We start from the raw sequence: 14,649 nt of genomic DNA on the forward strand, positions 1-14,649 counted from the left end.
CTCCGATGGGGCTCGCCTATGGCCTGCTGGGCCTGTCGGCCCTGGCGCTGTTGTGGGCGGCCCTCGTCGTCGCCCATGGTCTGGTGCAAGCCCTGCGCGGCCGCTGGCTCGACGCGCGCCGGCGCAGCACCGCGCAACCACGCCCTTGGCGCGTGGTCGCACGCGCCGACCATGGCCCGTTCTTCCAACTCTGGCTGCACGCTCGCAGCGGCCGATGGCGCTGGTGGCCTGGTGGCGCACGTGCAGGCCAGTACCTCACCCTGCACCTCGCGCAGCCGCAGGGCATGCAAAGCCGTCGCTATTCGCTCGCAGCCCTGCCGCGCTGGCGCTGGCGCCACCTGGCCTGGGTGTATGAGCTGGCGATCAAGCGCGAACCGCTCGGTCGGGTGTCGTCATGCTTGCACGAGCAGGCCCATCCCGGCACCGTCTTGTGGGCCCTGCCGCCGGCCGGGCATTTCACCTGGCCGGCCCGGCTGCAAGGCGAACAAGTGCTCGTGGCCGGGGGCATCGGCATCACCCCGATGCGGGCCTTGACCCAGGACTGGCTGCGCCGCGGCGGCCCCGTGCCTTTGACGCTGATCTGGTCGGTACGGGACATGAGGGAGTGGATGGACTACCGGGCGCAGTTCGAAGCCTGGGCGGCCCACCACGAACGTTTGCGCTTCGTGCCCTTGTTCACCGGCCGCCACGAGGACTGGCGTGGCGAGCGCGGCCGTCTGACGGGTGCGCGGCTGCTGGCCTGGAGTCAAAGCGGCCGCCCCGGCGCCGTATGGATGTGCGCATCGGCCCCGATGATGGACAGCCTGCGCACCCAGCTGCTCGATGCAGGCCTGCCCGAGGCGGACATTCACGTCGAGGCCTTCGCCGCGCCAACCAACCCGGACCGCGCGAGCTACACCATGCGCTGGGTCGGCCATTCGCAAGCCTTGCATTTCAGCGGCCAGCCCAGCCTGCTGGCCGCCTTGCTGGAGCAAGGCGTCACCGTGGACCACGACTGCCGCAACGGCAGTTGCGCTCGTTGCGCGGTGCGGGTGCTCGAAGGAACGGTGCGGCAGGTGCTGGCGCCCGAGGCGGCGCTGCCCGAAGGCTGTGTGCTGTCGTGTTGCGTCGTGCCCAGCGGCCCGCTGCGGCTGGCCGGCATCGCCCCGGGACCGCTCGGACGCAGATTTGGGGCCGAATGACCCCGCATTGTCCAGCAGCGGCCCGCACCGTCCGGCGGCACAATGCCAGCCGTGAAACTGTCTCTCAAACTCAAGGTCTCGTTGATTGCCGCGGCAGCCATCATGGTCTTGGCTGCCGTGGTGGCCTGGACGCAGGATTCGCGGCTGGCGCGCGATTTCCGTGAGGTGCTCGACGAGCAGCAAGACGCTTTGGCCGAGTCCATGGCCGACCACCTGGGCGACAAACTGCACACCTACATGACTGTGCTGGAGGCGCAGGCCGCCCAACTGGACGCGGCCACCTTGCGCGATGCCGCCGCCCGGCAAGCCTTTTTGTCGCGACCCTCGCCGCTGAAGGCGCTGTTCGACGGCCTGGCCCTCGTGGATTTGGACGGCAACCTGGTGGCCAACGAGCCCCCGCTGCCGCCGGGCCGGCACATCAACGTGGCCGATCGGGAGTATTTCCAGCGCATGCGCTCGCAAGCGCGCAGCCTGGTGTCCGAGCCGATCGAGGCGCGCACCGGGGCGGGTCCGGCGATCCTGCTGGCCGTGCCGGTGACCGATGCGCAAGGCCGTCTGCAAGCCGTGCTGGTGGGAGGCTTGCGCCTGCTGCGCCCCAACCTGCTGGGGCTGATGTCGCAGGCCCCCGTGGGGCGCACCGGCCACTTCGAAATCGTCACCCGTGGACCCGAGCCGGTCTACGTGATCCACCCGGACCCTTCGCGCATCCTGCGACCCGCTCAAACACCTGCACCGGGCGACGCGCACGCCGTGGTCACCCGCAAGATCGTGGCCCTGGCCGATTGGGAGTTGCGCGTGGTGCTGCCCGGCTGGGAAGTGCGCGCGCCGGTGATCCAGGCCCAGCGCGCCCTGGCGTCGGATTTGGCGCTGTATGCCCTGGCCGCGGCGGCGTTCGTGTGGGCCGTGATGCGCTGGATGCTGCAACCCCTGGCCGGCCTGCACCGCGCCATCCACATCTTGCGGCGCGACCCGCAGGCCAACGTGGCGATCGATACGCGCAGTCGCGACGAACGCGGCGATCTGGCCCGCGACTTTCAAGCGCTGTTGAACGAGCTGCGCAGCCGTGAGCGCGAGCGGGCCACGCTGTTCGAAGCCTCGACGGACTACATCATCCAAACCGACGTACGCGGGCGTCTGCTCTATTTGAACCCGGCCGCCCGCCGCGTGTTGGGTCTGGCGCCCGATCAGCCGGTGCACAACCATGTGTACAGCGACTTCAACACTGCGCAGACCAACGAGCAGTTCCGGCAGGAGATCGTGCCGGCGGTGCTCGAACAGGGCCACTGGGTGGGGGAAACCGGCTTTTACGATGCCCAGGGGCATGAGCGGCGCGTCAGCCATCTCGTGATCGCCCATCGCGACGACGCCGGCCGCATCACCCACTTCTCGGGGGTGATGCGCGACATCACGGATCAAGCCGCCATGCAACGGCAAGCGCAGCGGCAAGCCGCCATGCTGCGCTCGGTGGCCGATCGCTTGCCCACCTTGGTGGCCGTGGTTGGCGCCGATGAGCGGGTGCGCTACGTCAACCGGGCCTATGCGCTGTGGCTGCAACGCAGCGAAAGCGAGCTGCTCGGACAGTCCTTGGATGAGGTGCTTGGCCTACAGTGTCATTTTCAGAAGGTGGCTGCACGAAAAGTCAGGAGTCGGCTGCACTACTTCTTAGGGGCGCGTTCATTGTGCAGAACAGCCTCAAGCAGCACCATTGAATCGCAGACGTCGGAAGCGCAGACTAGGCGTGTCTTTGGTCGTAGGGGTGATCGCAGTCGCGTTGCCATGGCGCGTGCTGGCTGGTAACAGGCAATCCAGTCACGATGTCTTGTCGAGACTCGGACGGGAGGCAATGATGAAACTTTCGGCAATTGCTGCACTGCCGCAGAACAGATAAAATTACGTCTCCCCAAAGAACCAGCAAGCAACTATCGGAGTTCCTACCCGTGTAAGCCTCTTTCTCGCTGCGAGCCAGCTTCCAACCACACACCACGCTCGCACGAGGCTGCACGTCCGATTCACTGCGTCTTGCTGGCCCCGGATCACTCGGGGTTCGTTCTCTATTCCGCTGGCCGGGAAGACGCGCTTGCGTTCGCCCCAACTGCCACCACTGGCTGGCAACCACAACGGAATAGAAGAATGATGAAATCCTTACGCCAGGACTGGCTATCCAATGTCCGAAACGATCTACTAGCGGGCCTCGTCGTCGCGCTAGCACTGATCCCCGAGGCCATCGCCTTCTCGATCATCGCGGGCGTCGATCCCAAGGTCGGCCTCTACGCCTCGTTCAGCATCGCCGCGATCATCGCCTTCGCAGGTGGTCGCCCCGGAATGATTTCTGCTGCGACGGGAGCGATGGCGCTGGTCATGGTCACGCTCGTCAAAGAGCACGGCCTGCAATACCTGCTAGCAGCCACGGTACTGACCGGCGTACTGCAAATTCTCGCGGGATGGCTCAAGCTCGGCGCATTGATGCGCTTTGTCTCTCGCTCGGTCATCACCGGCTTCGTCAACGCGCTGGCCATCCTGATCTTCATGGCGCAGTTACCAGAGCTGACCAACGTGACGTGGCATGTCTATGCCATGACGGCAGCAGGTCTGGGCATCATCTACGGCTTCCCCTACATCACCAAGGCCGTGCCCTCGCCACTGGTCGCCATCGTCGTGTTGACCGGCGTGGCGATCCTCCTCGGACTCGACATCCGTACCGTGGGCGACATGGGCAAGCTGCCAGACAGCCTGCCGGTGTTCCTGCTGCCGGATGTGCCTCTGAACCTGGAGACGCTCAAAATCATCTTCCCGGTCTCGGCCACCTTGGCGGTTGTCGGCCTGCTGGAATCCATGATGACGGCCTCCATTGTCGATGACCTGACCGACTCTAATAGCAACAAGAACCGGGAATGCGTGGGTCAGGGTGTGGCGAACATCGCCACCGGCTTCCTTGGCGGCATGGCAGGTTGCGCCATGATCGGCCAGTCGGTCATCAACGTGAAGTCAGGCGGTCGCGGCCGTCTCTCCACACTGGCCGCAGGCGTGTTCCTGCTGTTGATGGTGGTGTTCATCGGTGACTGGGTGGCTCGCATCCCGATGGCGGCGCTGGTCGCCGTGATGATCATGGTATCCATCGGCACCTTCAACTGGGCCTCCATCCGTAACCTGCGCGAGCACCCCAAAAGCTCCAGCGTGGTGATGCTGGCCACTGTGGTGGTGACGGTCGGCACCCACGACTTGGCCAAGGGCGTGCTGGTCGGCGTGCTGCTGTCAGGCTTCTTCTTCGCTCACAAGGTGGGGCAGATTCTGCGCGTCACCTCTCGCACCGAGGACGAAGGCCGCGTGCGTAGCTACACCATCACTGGCCAAGTGTTCTTCGCTTCGGCGGATCGCTTCATCAATGCCTTCGACTACAAGGAAGTCATCGAGAAAGTACGCATCGACGTGAGCCGCGCCCATTTCTGGGACATCACCGCCGTCAGCGCCTTGGACAAGGTAGTCATCAAGTTCCGCCGTGAAGCCACCGAGGTAGAGGTCATCGGACTGAACGAAGCCAGCGCCACGATGGTGGACAAGTTCGCCGTGCATGACAAAGACGGTGCCGACGACATGCTGATGGGCCATTGAGAGGAAACAGGATCATGAAGAACGAAAACAAAGTGCTGGCCTGCGTGGATCAATCCCACTTCGCCGATTACGTGGCCGACTACGCTGCATGGGCCGCTCGGCGCATGGACGCACCGCTGGAGTTTCTGCACGTCATCGACCGCCACCCCGAGTTGGGATCGGGCGAGGATCACAGTGGGGCCATCGGCATCGACGCCCAGGAAAATCTGCTGATCAAGCTCTCCGTCGAGGATGAGACGCGAACTAAGAATACCCGCGAGCAAGGCCGCATCTTTCTCAACAGACTGCGTGAGCGGGCTACCGCTTCCGGGGCCGCGCCGGTCGATGTTCGCCAGCGGCACGGCGAACTGGAGGAAACGCTTACAGAACAAGCTGAGGGGGTACGGCTGCTGGTCTTGGGTCGCCGTGGAGAAGCCACCGAGACCACCCAACGCGACCTTGGTCGGAATGTCGAGCGCGTCGTGCGCGCCCTGCACAAGCCGATCCTGACCGTGACTGAAGGTTTCAAGGAGCCGCAGCGCGTGCTGATTGCCTTCGATGGCGGTAACGTGACCCGGCGTGGCGTCGAGATGGTTGCCGCCAGCCCACTGTTCCGTGGCCTGCCGATCTATTTGCTGATGTCGGGCAAGGAAAGCACGGATGCCCCCAAGCAGCTTGAGTGGGCCAAGAGCACTTTGGAAGCGGCTGGGTTCGATGTGACCGCATCGCTGATTCCCGGCGATGCGGAAAGCATCATTGCCAAAACGGTGAAAGCGCAGTCTATCGACATGCTCATCATGGGGGCGTTCGGTCACTCACCGCTGCGCAGCCTGCTGTTCGGCAGCAAGACGACTGAGCTATTGCGTTCCTCGACCATCCCTACCCTGCTGTTGCGATGACAATTGGCCTCTGGATGCCATCGCTGGTGCCATCGCACCAGCCAGGATAAAATATCAGGACTTCACGGAGATGGCATTCCTCCGCCAACCGCCGCGCCTGCGGCTGATGATGCCTACGCAGACCCCGGACTGGGGGGCGTAGGTGCCTGCCTGCCAGTCCGGTTTCAATCAGAAACCATGAGGACAGGGCATGCTCAATTCCATACTGGCTATCAGCATCGGCGCTTCGCTAGGAGCCGTATCACGGTGGCTGCTCGGCCTCTCGCTCAACACACTGTTTCCCGCGATCCCACCGGGTACCGTGGCCGCCAACCTGATCGGGGGCTACCTCATCGGCGTCGCGCTGGCTGTCTTTGCCGCTGCGCCGAACCTGGAGCCTGAGTGGCGCCTGCTGATCATCACTGGCTTTCTCGGTGGGCTGACGACGTTCTCGACCTTTTCCGCCGAAGTCACGACGCTGATCCAGCAGGGGCGATTCTCTATGGCGGCGACAGCCATCGCGGTTCATGTCGGCGGTTCGCTGCTGATGACCCTGATCGGCCTTGGAACGGTCGCGGCTTTCAAACGATTCTGATTCAGGAGACGGACATGCAAGGCTACCAACTGACGTTTTTCACACAGCAGGATCGTCGGCATGGATGCACTCCGCTTGGCGAGTGGCTGCTCGAAGAAGCCCGGCGGCTGGGGCTACGCGGGGCGACCCTTACGACGGCCGCCGAGGGCTATGGACACGCGGGCCGCATCCATTCCTCACATTTCTTCGAGCTGGCCGACCAGCCGCTGGAGGTCACCATGGCGGTGACCGCCGATGAAGCGGATCGGCTGTTCGCGCGCCTGAGGGAGGAGAACGTACGGTTTTTTTACGTCAAGACGCCCATCGAGTTCGGCATGACTGGCGAAGCCTGAAGCCGGTGCTATCTGCGGGCGATGACCAGCAACCCCGCCACGATCAGCGCAGCGCCGACCACCATGCGCCAGGTGATGACTTCGCGTAGCAGCAGCCAGGCCAGCAGCATCGCAACGACCACGCTGCCCTTGTCGATCAGCGCCACCGTGGCCACGTCGCCGACCTTGAGTGCCTTGTAGTAAAAAATCCAGGACAGGGCGGTGGTCACGCCGGACAGCCCCAGCCACAGCAGATTGCGCTGACCGACCAAGGCCAACTCCTGAAACGGCACTGCCAGCCAGGCAAAGATCAGCACGAACCCACACACGAAGAGCGTGCGGATGGTCAGACCCAGTTCGCCCGAAATACCTGCCAGGCCCATCTTGGCGATTACCGACGTGAAGCCCGCGAAGAACATCGACACAAAGGCGTAGAAAACCCATTTTTCCATGATGATCCTTACTTGAAGAGGCTGCGGGGCACCCACCACAAGTAGGCCACCATGCCGAAGAGTTCGACCAGCGACTGCACCACGATTACCACCGCCGCCACTTCCCATCCGGCGGGCAGCGACAGGGCAAAGGGCAGCACCACGAAGGAATTGCGCGTGCCCAGGCTGAACGCCAGGGTGCGGCCCTGATCGACGGGCAGCTTCAGCCACCAGGCCAGGACTTTGGCGAGCATGGCAGCGAGCACCAGAAACACCACGAACAGCGGCACGATCACCGGCAGCAAGCCCAGAGCCTGCCGCACAGTGCCTACCTGCGCGGCAGCGATCAGGAACACCACCGCAGCCAGCAAGGGAACGGGCCACCTGGAGAGATGTTCACGCACCTCGGACCGATGGCTGCGTGCTTCGATCCAGCGCTCTGCAAATACCGCAGCAAGGAGCGGCAGCAGGACGACCAGCAAGGCCGGCCACACCTGTTCAGGACGCACTACCGCCGAGAAATCATCGCCCATCATCCCCCACAGGTACAGCGGCAACAGGAGTAACTGCAACAGCAGGTTGATGGGGGTCACCGCGATGGCGCGCGGTACGTTGCCGCCCGCCAGCTGGCTGAACGTGATGAACCAGTCCGTGCAGGGCACCAGCAGGACCAGCAGCACGCCCAGCCGCAGCACCGGCTCGTTTGGCAGGAACTGCACCATGCCCCAGACCAGCAACGGCAGGATGACGAAGTTCCCGGCCAGCACGGCCGTCACGAAACGACGATCCGCGAAGGCCTCGCGCACATGCAGCAGCGGCACCTGCATAAAGGTGGCGAACAGCAGGAGTGCCAGAGTGGGCCACAGCAATGTTTCGAGCACCGCGTGCGTGCTCGGCCACAGGCTGCCCGCAAACAGACCGGCCAGGATGGCGCTCAGGTAAATCCAGACCTGCTGCCGTTCGAGTATCAGGCGATCCACTTTCACCTTTCCGAATCAAGACCTGCGTTCATTCCATCAGCGCCACCGATTTGACCTGCACCCAGATCGGCATGCCAACGCCCACGCCCAGCGTGCTCATGGCCCGCTTGGTCAGGCGTGCCAGCAGCACCGCCTCACCCACCCTGACCCGCACCAACGCGAGACCAGGATGGTCATCACCGCCCATCGCGTCCACCACGCCGCGCAACACATTCTGAATGCTGCCCTGTCCAGGCTCTATGGCCAGGCTGACATCGCGAGCCAGCACGCGGACTCGAACGCGGCGGCCAACCGTCAGACCATGGTCACGCGCCCACAGACTGCCGCCGTCGAAATCGACACGCGCCAAATGCCAGTCGCTATCGACCTCACCCACGGTGCCGTCGAGGATCGCGCCCGCATCCTCCCCAAGCCGGATCGGCAAGTCGAGGCGGGCCAGCGTCTCGGCCAACGGCCCGCTGGCCAGCACCCGGCCGCCTTCCATCGCCACCAGGTAGTCGGCCAGCCGCGCAACCTCGTCCGGCGAGTGGCTGACGTAGAGCACCGGAATATCCAGCTCGTCGTGCAGCCGCTCCAGGTAGGGCAGGATTTCCTGTTTGCGCTTCAAGTCGAGCGCGGCCAGCGGCTCATCCATCAGCAACAGGCGCGGGCTGACCGCCAAAGCGCGGGCGATACCCACTCGCTGACGTTCGCCACCGGAGAGGCGATCCGGCTTGCGGTCGAGCAGATGCCCGATGCCCAACAGCTCGATGGCGTGGTCGAGGCTGACGCGCTGTGCCTCGCCGTTGCGCTTCATGCCGTAGCGCAGATTGCCCATCACCGTCAGATGGGCGAACAAGCTGGCCTCCTGGAACACGTAGCCGATAGGCCGCTTATGGGGCGGCACCCAGCGTCCGGCGTCCTGCCACAACTCTCTATCGACAGCGAGCCGCCCGTGCGGTGCGCGTTCCAGACCGGCAATGCAGCGCAGCAGTGTGGTCTTGCCGGAACCGGAATGGCCGAACAGGGCGGTGACGCCCCGGCCGGGCAGCTTGAGATCCACGTCGAGGGAGAAACCCGGCCAGTCGAGCCGGAAGCAAGCATCGATGCCCGCCATCTCAGCCTCCCTTCTTCGGGTTGGGCCGCCAGGCATACAGGGCCAGCAGCACGAGGAAGGAGAAGACCAGCATCACCGCCGCCAGACGGTGTGCCTGCATGTATTCCAGCGCTTCCACATGGTCGTAAATCTGTACCGAGGCAACCCGTGTGATGCCCGGCAGGTTGCCACCGATCATCAGCACGACACCGAACTCGCCGACCGTGTGGGCGAAGGTCAGGATCGAGGCCGTCAGGAAACCCGGCGCGGCCAGCGGCACCGCCACGGTGAAGAAAGCATCCAGTGGCGAAGCACGCAGCGTGGCGGCCACTTCCAGCGGTCGGTCGCCCACGGCCTCGAAGGCCGTTTGCAGCGGTTGAACCATGAAGGGCATCGAGTAGAAGACGGAGGCGATGACCAGACCCCAGAAGGTGAAAGGCAACGGTTCCAGACCCAGCGCCTGCGTGAGCTGGCCGACCGGGCCGTTCGGCCCCATCGCCAGCAGCAGGTAAAAGCCCAGCACCGAGGGCGGCAACACGAGCGGCAGCGCGACCACCGCGCCAATTGGCCCCTTCCACCACGCCTTGGTGCGAGCTAGCCACCAGGCGATGGGGGTTCCGACCAGCAGCAGGATCAGGGTGACGATTCCTGCCAAACGCACGGTCAGCCAGAGGGCTTGCAGATCGCTATCGGTCAGCATGTTCCCTCCCGTTCAATGTGCGTGCTGGAAGGTCTTGATGGCCGAGACCATCAGGACAACACCGAGCAACCCCATCAGCCAGCCGGTCGGCACCAGCCCGAGCAGCAGCCCGCCGATGGCCGCGCCGAGGATCGAACCGCCCACCATCCAGCCCATCAGCGGTCTTTCCTCGCGCAGCACATGGAAAGCGTCGGCGCGGGTGTAACGGGCGAAACCGACGATCATGGTCGGCAGGCTGACCATCAGCGACAGGCTGCCGGCGAGCTTGATGTCCAGACCGTAGAGCAGCACGATGGCCGGAATCAGCAGTTCGCCACCGGCCACGCCCAGCAGGGCAGCAACCGTGCCAATGCCTAGGCCAGCAACCAGACCGGCCACAAAGCGCAGCGGCCCGGCTTCGATGAGCGGCGTACTGCCCTCGTGCACACCGGCCCAAGCTTCCGAGAGCATGACCAGGGACAAGCCAATCAGCAGCACCAGAATGATGCGGTTGAGCCACTGACGCGACAGGGTGATGGCATGGCCTGCCGCCCACCAGGCCCCGACGAGACTGCCCGCGAGCAGGTTCAGCACCACGTCGAGGTGATCGGCCAGCGAGCCCGGCGCAATCGTGCCGCCACGGAACAGCAGCGCGGCGGCGACCACGACCAGGCTCATGGCCTCGTTGAGGATGACGGCTTCCAGCGTGCCGAGGCGGAACACACCAACGAGCACCGGCAGGCGGAATTCGGCCCCTCCGAGGCCGATCAGGCCGCCGAGCGTGCCGATCAACGAACCGGCGACGAAGCCTTGGCCATTGCGGGCGGGGGCGCTCATGGCCGTGTCCTACTTGCTCACGGCTTCGCCCGGCAGGACGAAGCCGTATTTGGTCATCACGGCACGGGCCGGTTTGCTGCCCATGTAATCAGCGAACCGTTTGGCCAAGGCACTGCCTTCGGCACGCTTGGTGATGATGAAACCCTGTTCCAGCGGCTCATGCAGGTTGTCGGGGATGAGCCAGTAGCCGCCGCGCTTGGCCAGCTCGGGATTGACCGCCAGGGCCAGGGCGATGATGCCAACCTGAGCATTGCCGGTCTGTACGAATTGCGCGGTGTGGGCGATGTTCTCGCCATAGACCAACTTCGGCTCGACCTTTTCCCACAGGCCGGAGGCGCGCAAGGCTTCCTCAGCACGCTTGCCGTAAGGCGCGTGCTTGGGGTTGGCGATAGCGATGCGGGCGATCTTGGGATCGGTCAGGCTCGCCAGAGTCATCTTGCTGGCGTCCATGCCCGTACTCCACAGCACGATGCGACCGAAAGCATAGGGTTTGACATCCGAGGCAGCAAAGCCCGCCTTGGCCAGCTCGCGCGGGAAACCGATGTCGGCCGAGAAATACAGGTCATAAGGCGCACCCTGCTGAATCTGCGTGTGGAACTTGCCAGACGAGCCGTAAATGACTTCCACCTCGTCGGCGGGGTTGGCCTTCTTGAAGGTGGCGACGATCTCATCCATCGCGAACTTCAAATCGGCCGCCGCCGCGACGGTGACTTTTTCGGCGTGGGCTGCCGCCGCGAACAGCAGTGAGCAAGCGAGCAATAAGGGGCGCAGGAGTTTCATGGGCAGGTTCCTTTTCATCGAGTCATGGCACAAGAACCCGCTCAACGGCATTTGTCGGGTCCGCTACATCGTTAGGTCAAAAAAGACATAACGATAAGCATACAGCAGCATCCGTGCCAAGCCATAACCGAAATCAAGAATGGATCAGTTCGCCAACTCGCGCAGGGCTTGCAGTTCCTTGCCTGCGCTGGCGTTGAGACTGGTTTCCAGGGCGTCGTAACGCTCGATGAGCTGTTGCCCGAGTGGTGTCAGGGATGCGCCACCACCGCCTTTGCCGCCAGTCGCGGTTTCGACAACCGGGCGGCCAAACCCTTCATTGAGGGAGTCGATCAGCAACCAGGCGCGCTTGTAGGGGACACCGAGCGAGCGGGCCGCCGCCGCAATGGAGCGTGTCTCGCCGACTGCCCGCAGCAGGTCGATCTTGCCGGGACCGATGGCGATCCCGTCGCCGATGTAGATGCGTGGTCGCACGAGGACAGCGCACGGCTTGTTTTTCTTGGAAGTCATATATCAGAGGCGATTCAAATTTTGGCCAGCAGTCTCTGCCCATCTGGGCGCAACTCGCCCTTTGGAGAGATATGTCGGTACAGCGTCTGCCGGGTGATGCCGAGTTCCTGGCACAGGTCGCCGACTTTGGTTTCCGGCTGCCCCATCGCTGCCATCGCCAGCCGCAGCTTCGCGGCCGTCATCTTGAAGGGGCGTCCGCCCTTGCGGCCCCGTGCCCGCGCCGAGGCCAGGCCCGCCACGGTGCGCTCGGCGATCAGCTCGCGCTCGAACTCGGCCAGCGCCGCGAAGATGCCAAAGACCAGTTTTCCGGCGGCCGTCGTCGTGTCGATGGCTGCGCCGTGGCCAGTCAGCACCTTGAGGCCGACGCCGCGCCCGGTCAGGTCATGCACGGTGTTGATGAGATGCCGCAGGTCGCGCCCGAGCCGGTCGAGCTTCCACACCACCAGCGTATCCCCTAGGCGCAGCGCCTTCAGGCAGCTCGTCAAACCGGGACGATCCTCGCGCTTGCCCGACGCTTGGTCCTCGTAGAGGTGGGCCGGATCGACGCCGGCCGCGATCAGCGCGTCGCGCTGCAAGTCGGTCGCCTGGGAGCCGTCCGCCTTTGATACCCGCATGTAGCCGATCAACATCTCGCACCTGTCACATATACGTTCGATTATGTGACAGTGTGAGCCAGAACGTGCCTGGCGTCAAAATTTGTCACTTAACCCGTCATTCTGACTAAGACATGTAAAGGGTGTGCATGGATCGTAATGTGACAGAAATTCCAGAGGAATCCCCTCGTTGGCGAAGGTGAGCCGCAGACGTTCCAGCGATTCGAGATCGTGCCGCCCGTAGGACGCCAGCGCGAACAGTGAGCGGGCCGTCTCCGGGTTGTGCCGTGCCTTAATGATGGCCTCATTGATGGCCTGGGCCGCCCGCTGCCAATGGTTGACGGGTTCGGATTTCGGTTTCTTCTTGGGCAGGCCGTTGGTGAAGTCCGTCTGCGGCTCGGCCAGGAACAGCAGGGCGTGTTCCCCGCGCGGGAGCAGCGCCCTCGACTCGATCAGTGCGATGGCGGTGGCTGCCGCTTCCAGCATTTGCACCTGCACGGCCGGGGCCAGCACCTCGAAGGGCCGCCACAGGCTTTGCCCCGCGCGCAGCGAATGGCCGCAATGCTCCCAGACTTGGCGGATGCAGCCCGCGCTGCCGCCACAGTGCGACAGCGGGGTGTTCAGCTCATCGAGCAGGGTGCGTAGCAGCCGGAACCACAGACCGGCATGGATGCGCCGACGCGGTAGTTCCACGAAACCGGTCGTCAGGGCCTGCCAGGTGCGCCGGTCCATGCTGGCAATCGCCTCGTTGGCGGGACGCGGAGCCGCCTCGGCGTTGTCCCACTGGAGATACCGACCGGGCAGCCCCCAATAGGACGCCAGCCAGCAGCCATGCTGCGGGCAACTCAGCATGAGCGGGAGTTGCCAGACGAGCAGCACGGCCTGGTTGGCCGGGTCGTTCAGGCACAGCGGGCAGGCCCGGCGCATCGGCTGGCTTGGCAGCCAGGCACGCCAGCGCGTGATGGATCGCGCCTTGCGCTTGGGCAGCAGTACCGAGCATTGGAGCGCATAGGTTTCCAGGGCCGCAGGAAGCGAATCGTCAAGGCTGTCCAAGAGCCACGGCACCCAGCCGGCCAGGCTCATCTCACGCAAGCGCTCCAGTTCAACCCCGCTGCGCTGGGCAATCATCGTCAACAAGGACGAAGGCGGCGCAATGTCCAGGTCATCGAGCTGGCCATGACCGAGATCGTGTGCCAGCAGCTCATGCACGTCCATCCGGTAGCAGGCGGCGACCCGGTTGAGCCAGGAGGACAGGGCTTCGCCTTCCCTGGGGGCCGGATGCAACGGCCAGCGCGGCGTAGGCTTCACATCAGTTCCCGCTCGAATTGCCGCCGCCGTTCGCTGGGGCCGGTGTAGTCGGCCATGCTGAGCGTGCGGTGGTTGATCGCTTCTTCGCCGCTCTCCACGGCGGCAATGGCCGCCGCCATCAGCAGATGCGCCAGTTCACCGATGGTGCCCTCGCTGCGGGTAAGCAGGTAGCGGGCCATGTCCAGCGTGGCAATCGGCGAGGGCCGCCGCAGTGGGAGCGAGGCCGCGAAGCTGGCCAGCAGCGAGCAGCAGTCCTCATTGGCTTCCCACGGCGGTAGCAGCATCGGCTCGAAGCGGTTCTCCAGTTGATCGTCCGAGCGGATGGCGAGATACGCTTCGCGCGTGCCGACGCCGACCAGCGGGATGCGCAGCTCGTTGCCGAGAAAACGCAGCAGGTTGAGGAATTCCCGCCGGTTGACGCTGTTGCCGGCCAGCACGTTGTGCAGCTCGTCAATCACCAGCATGCGCACGCCAACCTTGCGCAGCAGGGCCAGCGCCAATTGCTCCATTTCCGGCAGCCGGGGACGTGGGCGCAGCGGTGCGCCCATCGCAGCGAGCAGCGCGACGTAGAAGCGGATCACCGACGGTTCGGACGGCATCTGCACCACCAGAACCGGTATGTGCTCTTGGTCGGCATCGGCGCTGGCCGGGTGCGAACGCCGGAACTTCTCGACGATCATCGACTTGCCGTTGTTGGTGGGGCCGATCAGCAGCAGGTTGGGCATGCGTTGCTTGTTCGGCCAGGCGAACAGGGTTTCCAGCCGGTTCAATGCCTCGACCGCGCGCGGGTAGCCGATCCAGCGGTCGGCGCGGATACGCTGGATGCGCTCGTCTGCGGGCAGCCGGGCCAATCCCTGCGCCGCCGGCAGCAAGTGGGACAGGTCAACGATGGGGTATTCGTCCACG

At 64.4% G+C, this 14,649-nt stretch carries 16 protein-coding genes and 1 riboswitch; of the genes, 6 read left to right on the forward strand and 10 right to left on the reverse strand.

What is annotated here, in order from left to right; genetic code table 11:
- Positions 1-5 precede the first annotated feature (5 nt).
- The 6 genes from AC1ECW_RS00895 to AC1ECW_RS00920 all read left to right on the forward strand — a co-directional run bounded on the left by AC1ECW_RS00895 (position 6) and on the right by AC1ECW_RS00920 (position 6,574).
- Positions 6-1,181 carry a 2Fe-2S iron-sulfur cluster-binding protein gene (locus AC1ECW_RS00895; RefSeq protein WP_409704772.1) on the forward strand — a complete coding sequence of 392 codons (1,176 nt, stop codon included), beginning with the start codon at positions 6-8 and terminating at the stop codon, positions 1,179-1,181.
- A gap of 51 nt (positions 1,182-1,232) precedes the next feature.
- Positions 1,233-2,978 carry a PAS domain-containing protein gene (locus AC1ECW_RS00900; protein ID WP_481200947.1) on the forward strand — a complete coding sequence of 582 codons (1,746 nt, stop codon included), beginning with the start codon at positions 1,233-1,235 and terminating at the stop codon, positions 2,976-2,978.
- Positions 2,979-3,311: 333 nt separating this feature from the next.
- Positions 3,312-4,790, forward strand: a complete 1,479-nt coding sequence (locus tag AC1ECW_RS00905; protein ID WP_481200948.1) for a SulP family inorganic anion transporter — start codon at positions 3,312-3,314, stop codon at positions 4,788-4,790.
- A 14-nt stretch (positions 4,791-4,804) separates the two neighbouring features.
- Complete coding sequence (locus AC1ECW_RS00910; RefSeq protein WP_481200949.1) at positions 4,805-5,668, forward strand: universal stress protein; 864 nt, start codon at positions 4,805-4,807, stop codon at positions 5,666-5,668.
- A 57-nt stretch (positions 5,669-5,725) separates the two neighbouring features.
- Positions 5,726-5,791: riboswitch (Fluoride riboswitch) on the forward strand.
- A 67-nt stretch (positions 5,792-5,858) separates the two neighbouring features.
- Complete coding sequence (gene crcB / locus AC1ECW_RS00915) at positions 5,859-6,242, forward strand: fluoride efflux transporter CrcB (RefSeq protein ID WP_481200950.1); 384 nt, start codon at positions 5,859-5,861, stop codon at positions 6,240-6,242.
- Positions 6,243-6,256: 14 nt separating this feature from the next.
- Positions 6,257-6,574 (forward strand): DUF190 domain-containing protein, encoded by a 318-nt coding sequence (locus tag AC1ECW_RS00920; RefSeq protein ID WP_481200951.1) that lies wholly within the window; start codon positions 6,257-6,259, stop codon positions 6,572-6,574.
- 8 nt (positions 6,575-6,582) lie between these two features.
- Here AC1ECW_RS00920 and AC1ECW_RS00925 read toward each other — a convergent pair whose 3' ends face one another.
- The 10 genes from AC1ECW_RS00925 to AC1ECW_RS00970 form a co-directional block, all read right to left on the reverse strand.
- Positions 6,583-7,005, reverse strand: a complete 423-nt coding sequence (locus AC1ECW_RS00925) for an EamA family transporter (protein ID WP_114649188.1) — start codon at positions 7,003-7,005, stop codon at positions 6,583-6,585.
- Positions 7,006-7,013: 8 nt separating this feature from the next.
- Positions 7,014-7,970: an arsenic resistance protein gene (locus AC1ECW_RS00930; RefSeq protein WP_481200952.1), complete on the reverse strand. Its 957-nt coding sequence runs from the start codon at positions 7,968-7,970 to the stop codon at positions 7,014-7,016.
- Between the two features lie 22 nt (positions 7,971-7,992).
- The gene (gene modC / locus AC1ECW_RS00935; protein WP_481200953.1) at positions 7,993-9,060 is read right to left on the reverse strand and encodes a molybdenum ABC transporter ATP-binding protein; all 1,068 of its coding nucleotides are present in this window, start codon (positions 9,058-9,060) and stop codon (positions 7,993-7,995) included.
- Between the two features lies 1 nt (position 9,061).
- Positions 9,062-9,739, reverse strand: coding sequence for a molybdate ABC transporter permease subunit (gene modB / locus AC1ECW_RS00940; RefSeq protein ID WP_481200954.1), 678 nt, complete (start codon positions 9,737-9,739; stop codon positions 9,062-9,064).
- 12 nt (positions 9,740-9,751) lie between these two features.
- Positions 9,752-10,555, reverse strand: coding sequence for a sulfite exporter TauE/SafE family protein (locus tag AC1ECW_RS00945; RefSeq protein ID WP_481200955.1), 804 nt, complete (start codon positions 10,553-10,555; stop codon positions 9,752-9,754).
- Positions 10,556-10,564: 9 nt separating this feature from the next.
- The gene (gene modA / locus AC1ECW_RS00950) at positions 10,565-11,335 is read right to left on the reverse strand and encodes a molybdate ABC transporter substrate-binding protein (protein WP_481200956.1); all 771 of its coding nucleotides are present in this window, start codon (positions 11,333-11,335) and stop codon (positions 10,565-10,567) included.
- A 144-nt stretch (positions 11,336-11,479) separates the two neighbouring features.
- Positions 11,480-11,842 carry a winged helix-turn-helix domain-containing protein gene (locus tag AC1ECW_RS00955; RefSeq protein ID WP_481200957.1) on the reverse strand — a complete coding sequence of 121 codons (363 nt, stop codon included), beginning with the start codon at positions 11,840-11,842 and terminating at the stop codon, positions 11,480-11,482.
- 14 nt (positions 11,843-11,856) lie between these two features.
- On the reverse strand, positions 11,857-12,471 hold the full coding sequence (locus tag AC1ECW_RS00960; protein ID WP_481200958.1) for a recombinase family protein: 615 nt from the start codon (positions 12,469-12,471) through the stop codon (positions 11,857-11,859).
- A gap of 60 nt (positions 12,472-12,531) precedes the next feature.
- Positions 12,532-13,743 (reverse strand): TniQ family protein, encoded by a 1,212-nt coding sequence (locus AC1ECW_RS00965; RefSeq protein WP_481200959.1) that lies wholly within the window; start codon positions 13,741-13,743, stop codon positions 12,532-12,534.
- Positions 13,740-14,648, reverse strand: a complete 909-nt coding sequence (locus tag AC1ECW_RS00970) for a TniB family NTP-binding protein (protein ID WP_481200960.1) — start codon at positions 14,646-14,648, stop codon at positions 13,740-13,742. The genes AC1ECW_RS00965 and AC1ECW_RS00970 overlap by 4 nt, the downstream gene beginning before the upstream one ends.
- Position 14,649: the final 1 nt, after the last annotated feature.

Source organism: Caldimonas hydrothermalis (genome assembly GCF_056746695.1).

Bases quoted from the DNA above. Each gene is read 5' to 3' on its own strand.
- AC1ECW_RS00895 (WP_409704772.1), top strand. From the start codon at position 6: ATGGGGCTCGCCTATGGCCTGCTGGGCCTGTCGGCCCTGGCGCTGTTG.
- AC1ECW_RS00905 (WP_481200948.1), top strand. From the start codon at position 3,312: ATGATGAAATCCTTACGCCAGGACTGGCTATCCAATGTCCGAAACGAT.
- AC1ECW_RS00910 (WP_481200949.1), top strand. From the start codon at position 4,805: ATGAAGAACGAAAACAAAGTGCTGGCCTGCGTGGATCAATCCCACTTC.
- crcB (WP_481200950.1), top strand. From the start codon at position 5,859: ATGCTCAATTCCATACTGGCTATCAGCATCGGCGCTTCGCTAGGAGCC.
- AC1ECW_RS00920 (WP_481200951.1), top strand. From the start codon at position 6,257: ATGCAAGGCTACCAACTGACGTTTTTCACACAGCAGGATCGTCGGCAT.
- AC1ECW_RS00925 (WP_114649188.1), bottom strand. From the start codon at position 7,005: ATGGAAAAATGGGTTTTCTACGCCTTTGTGTCGATGTTCTTCGCGGGC.
- modC (WP_481200953.1), bottom strand. From the start codon at position 9,060: ATGGCGGGCATCGATGCTTGCTTCCGGCTCGACTGGCCGGGTTTCTCC.
- modB (WP_481200954.1), bottom strand. From the start codon at position 9,739: ATGCTGACCGATAGCGATCTGCAAGCCCTCTGGCTGACCGTGCGTTTG.
- AC1ECW_RS00945 (WP_481200955.1), bottom strand. From the start codon at position 10,555: ATGAGCGCCCCCGCCCGCAATGGCCAAGGCTTCGTCGCCGGTTCGTTG.
- modA (WP_481200956.1), bottom strand. From the start codon at position 11,335: ATGAAACTCCTGCGCCCCTTATTGCTCGCTTGCTCACTGCTGTTCGCG.
- AC1ECW_RS00955 (WP_481200957.1), bottom strand. From the start codon at position 11,842: ATGACTTCCAAGAAAAACAAGCCGTGCGCTGTCCTCGTGCGACCACGC.
- AC1ECW_RS00960 (WP_481200958.1), bottom strand. From the start codon at position 12,471: ATGTTGATCGGCTACATGCGGGTATCAAAGGCGGACGGCTCCCAGGCG.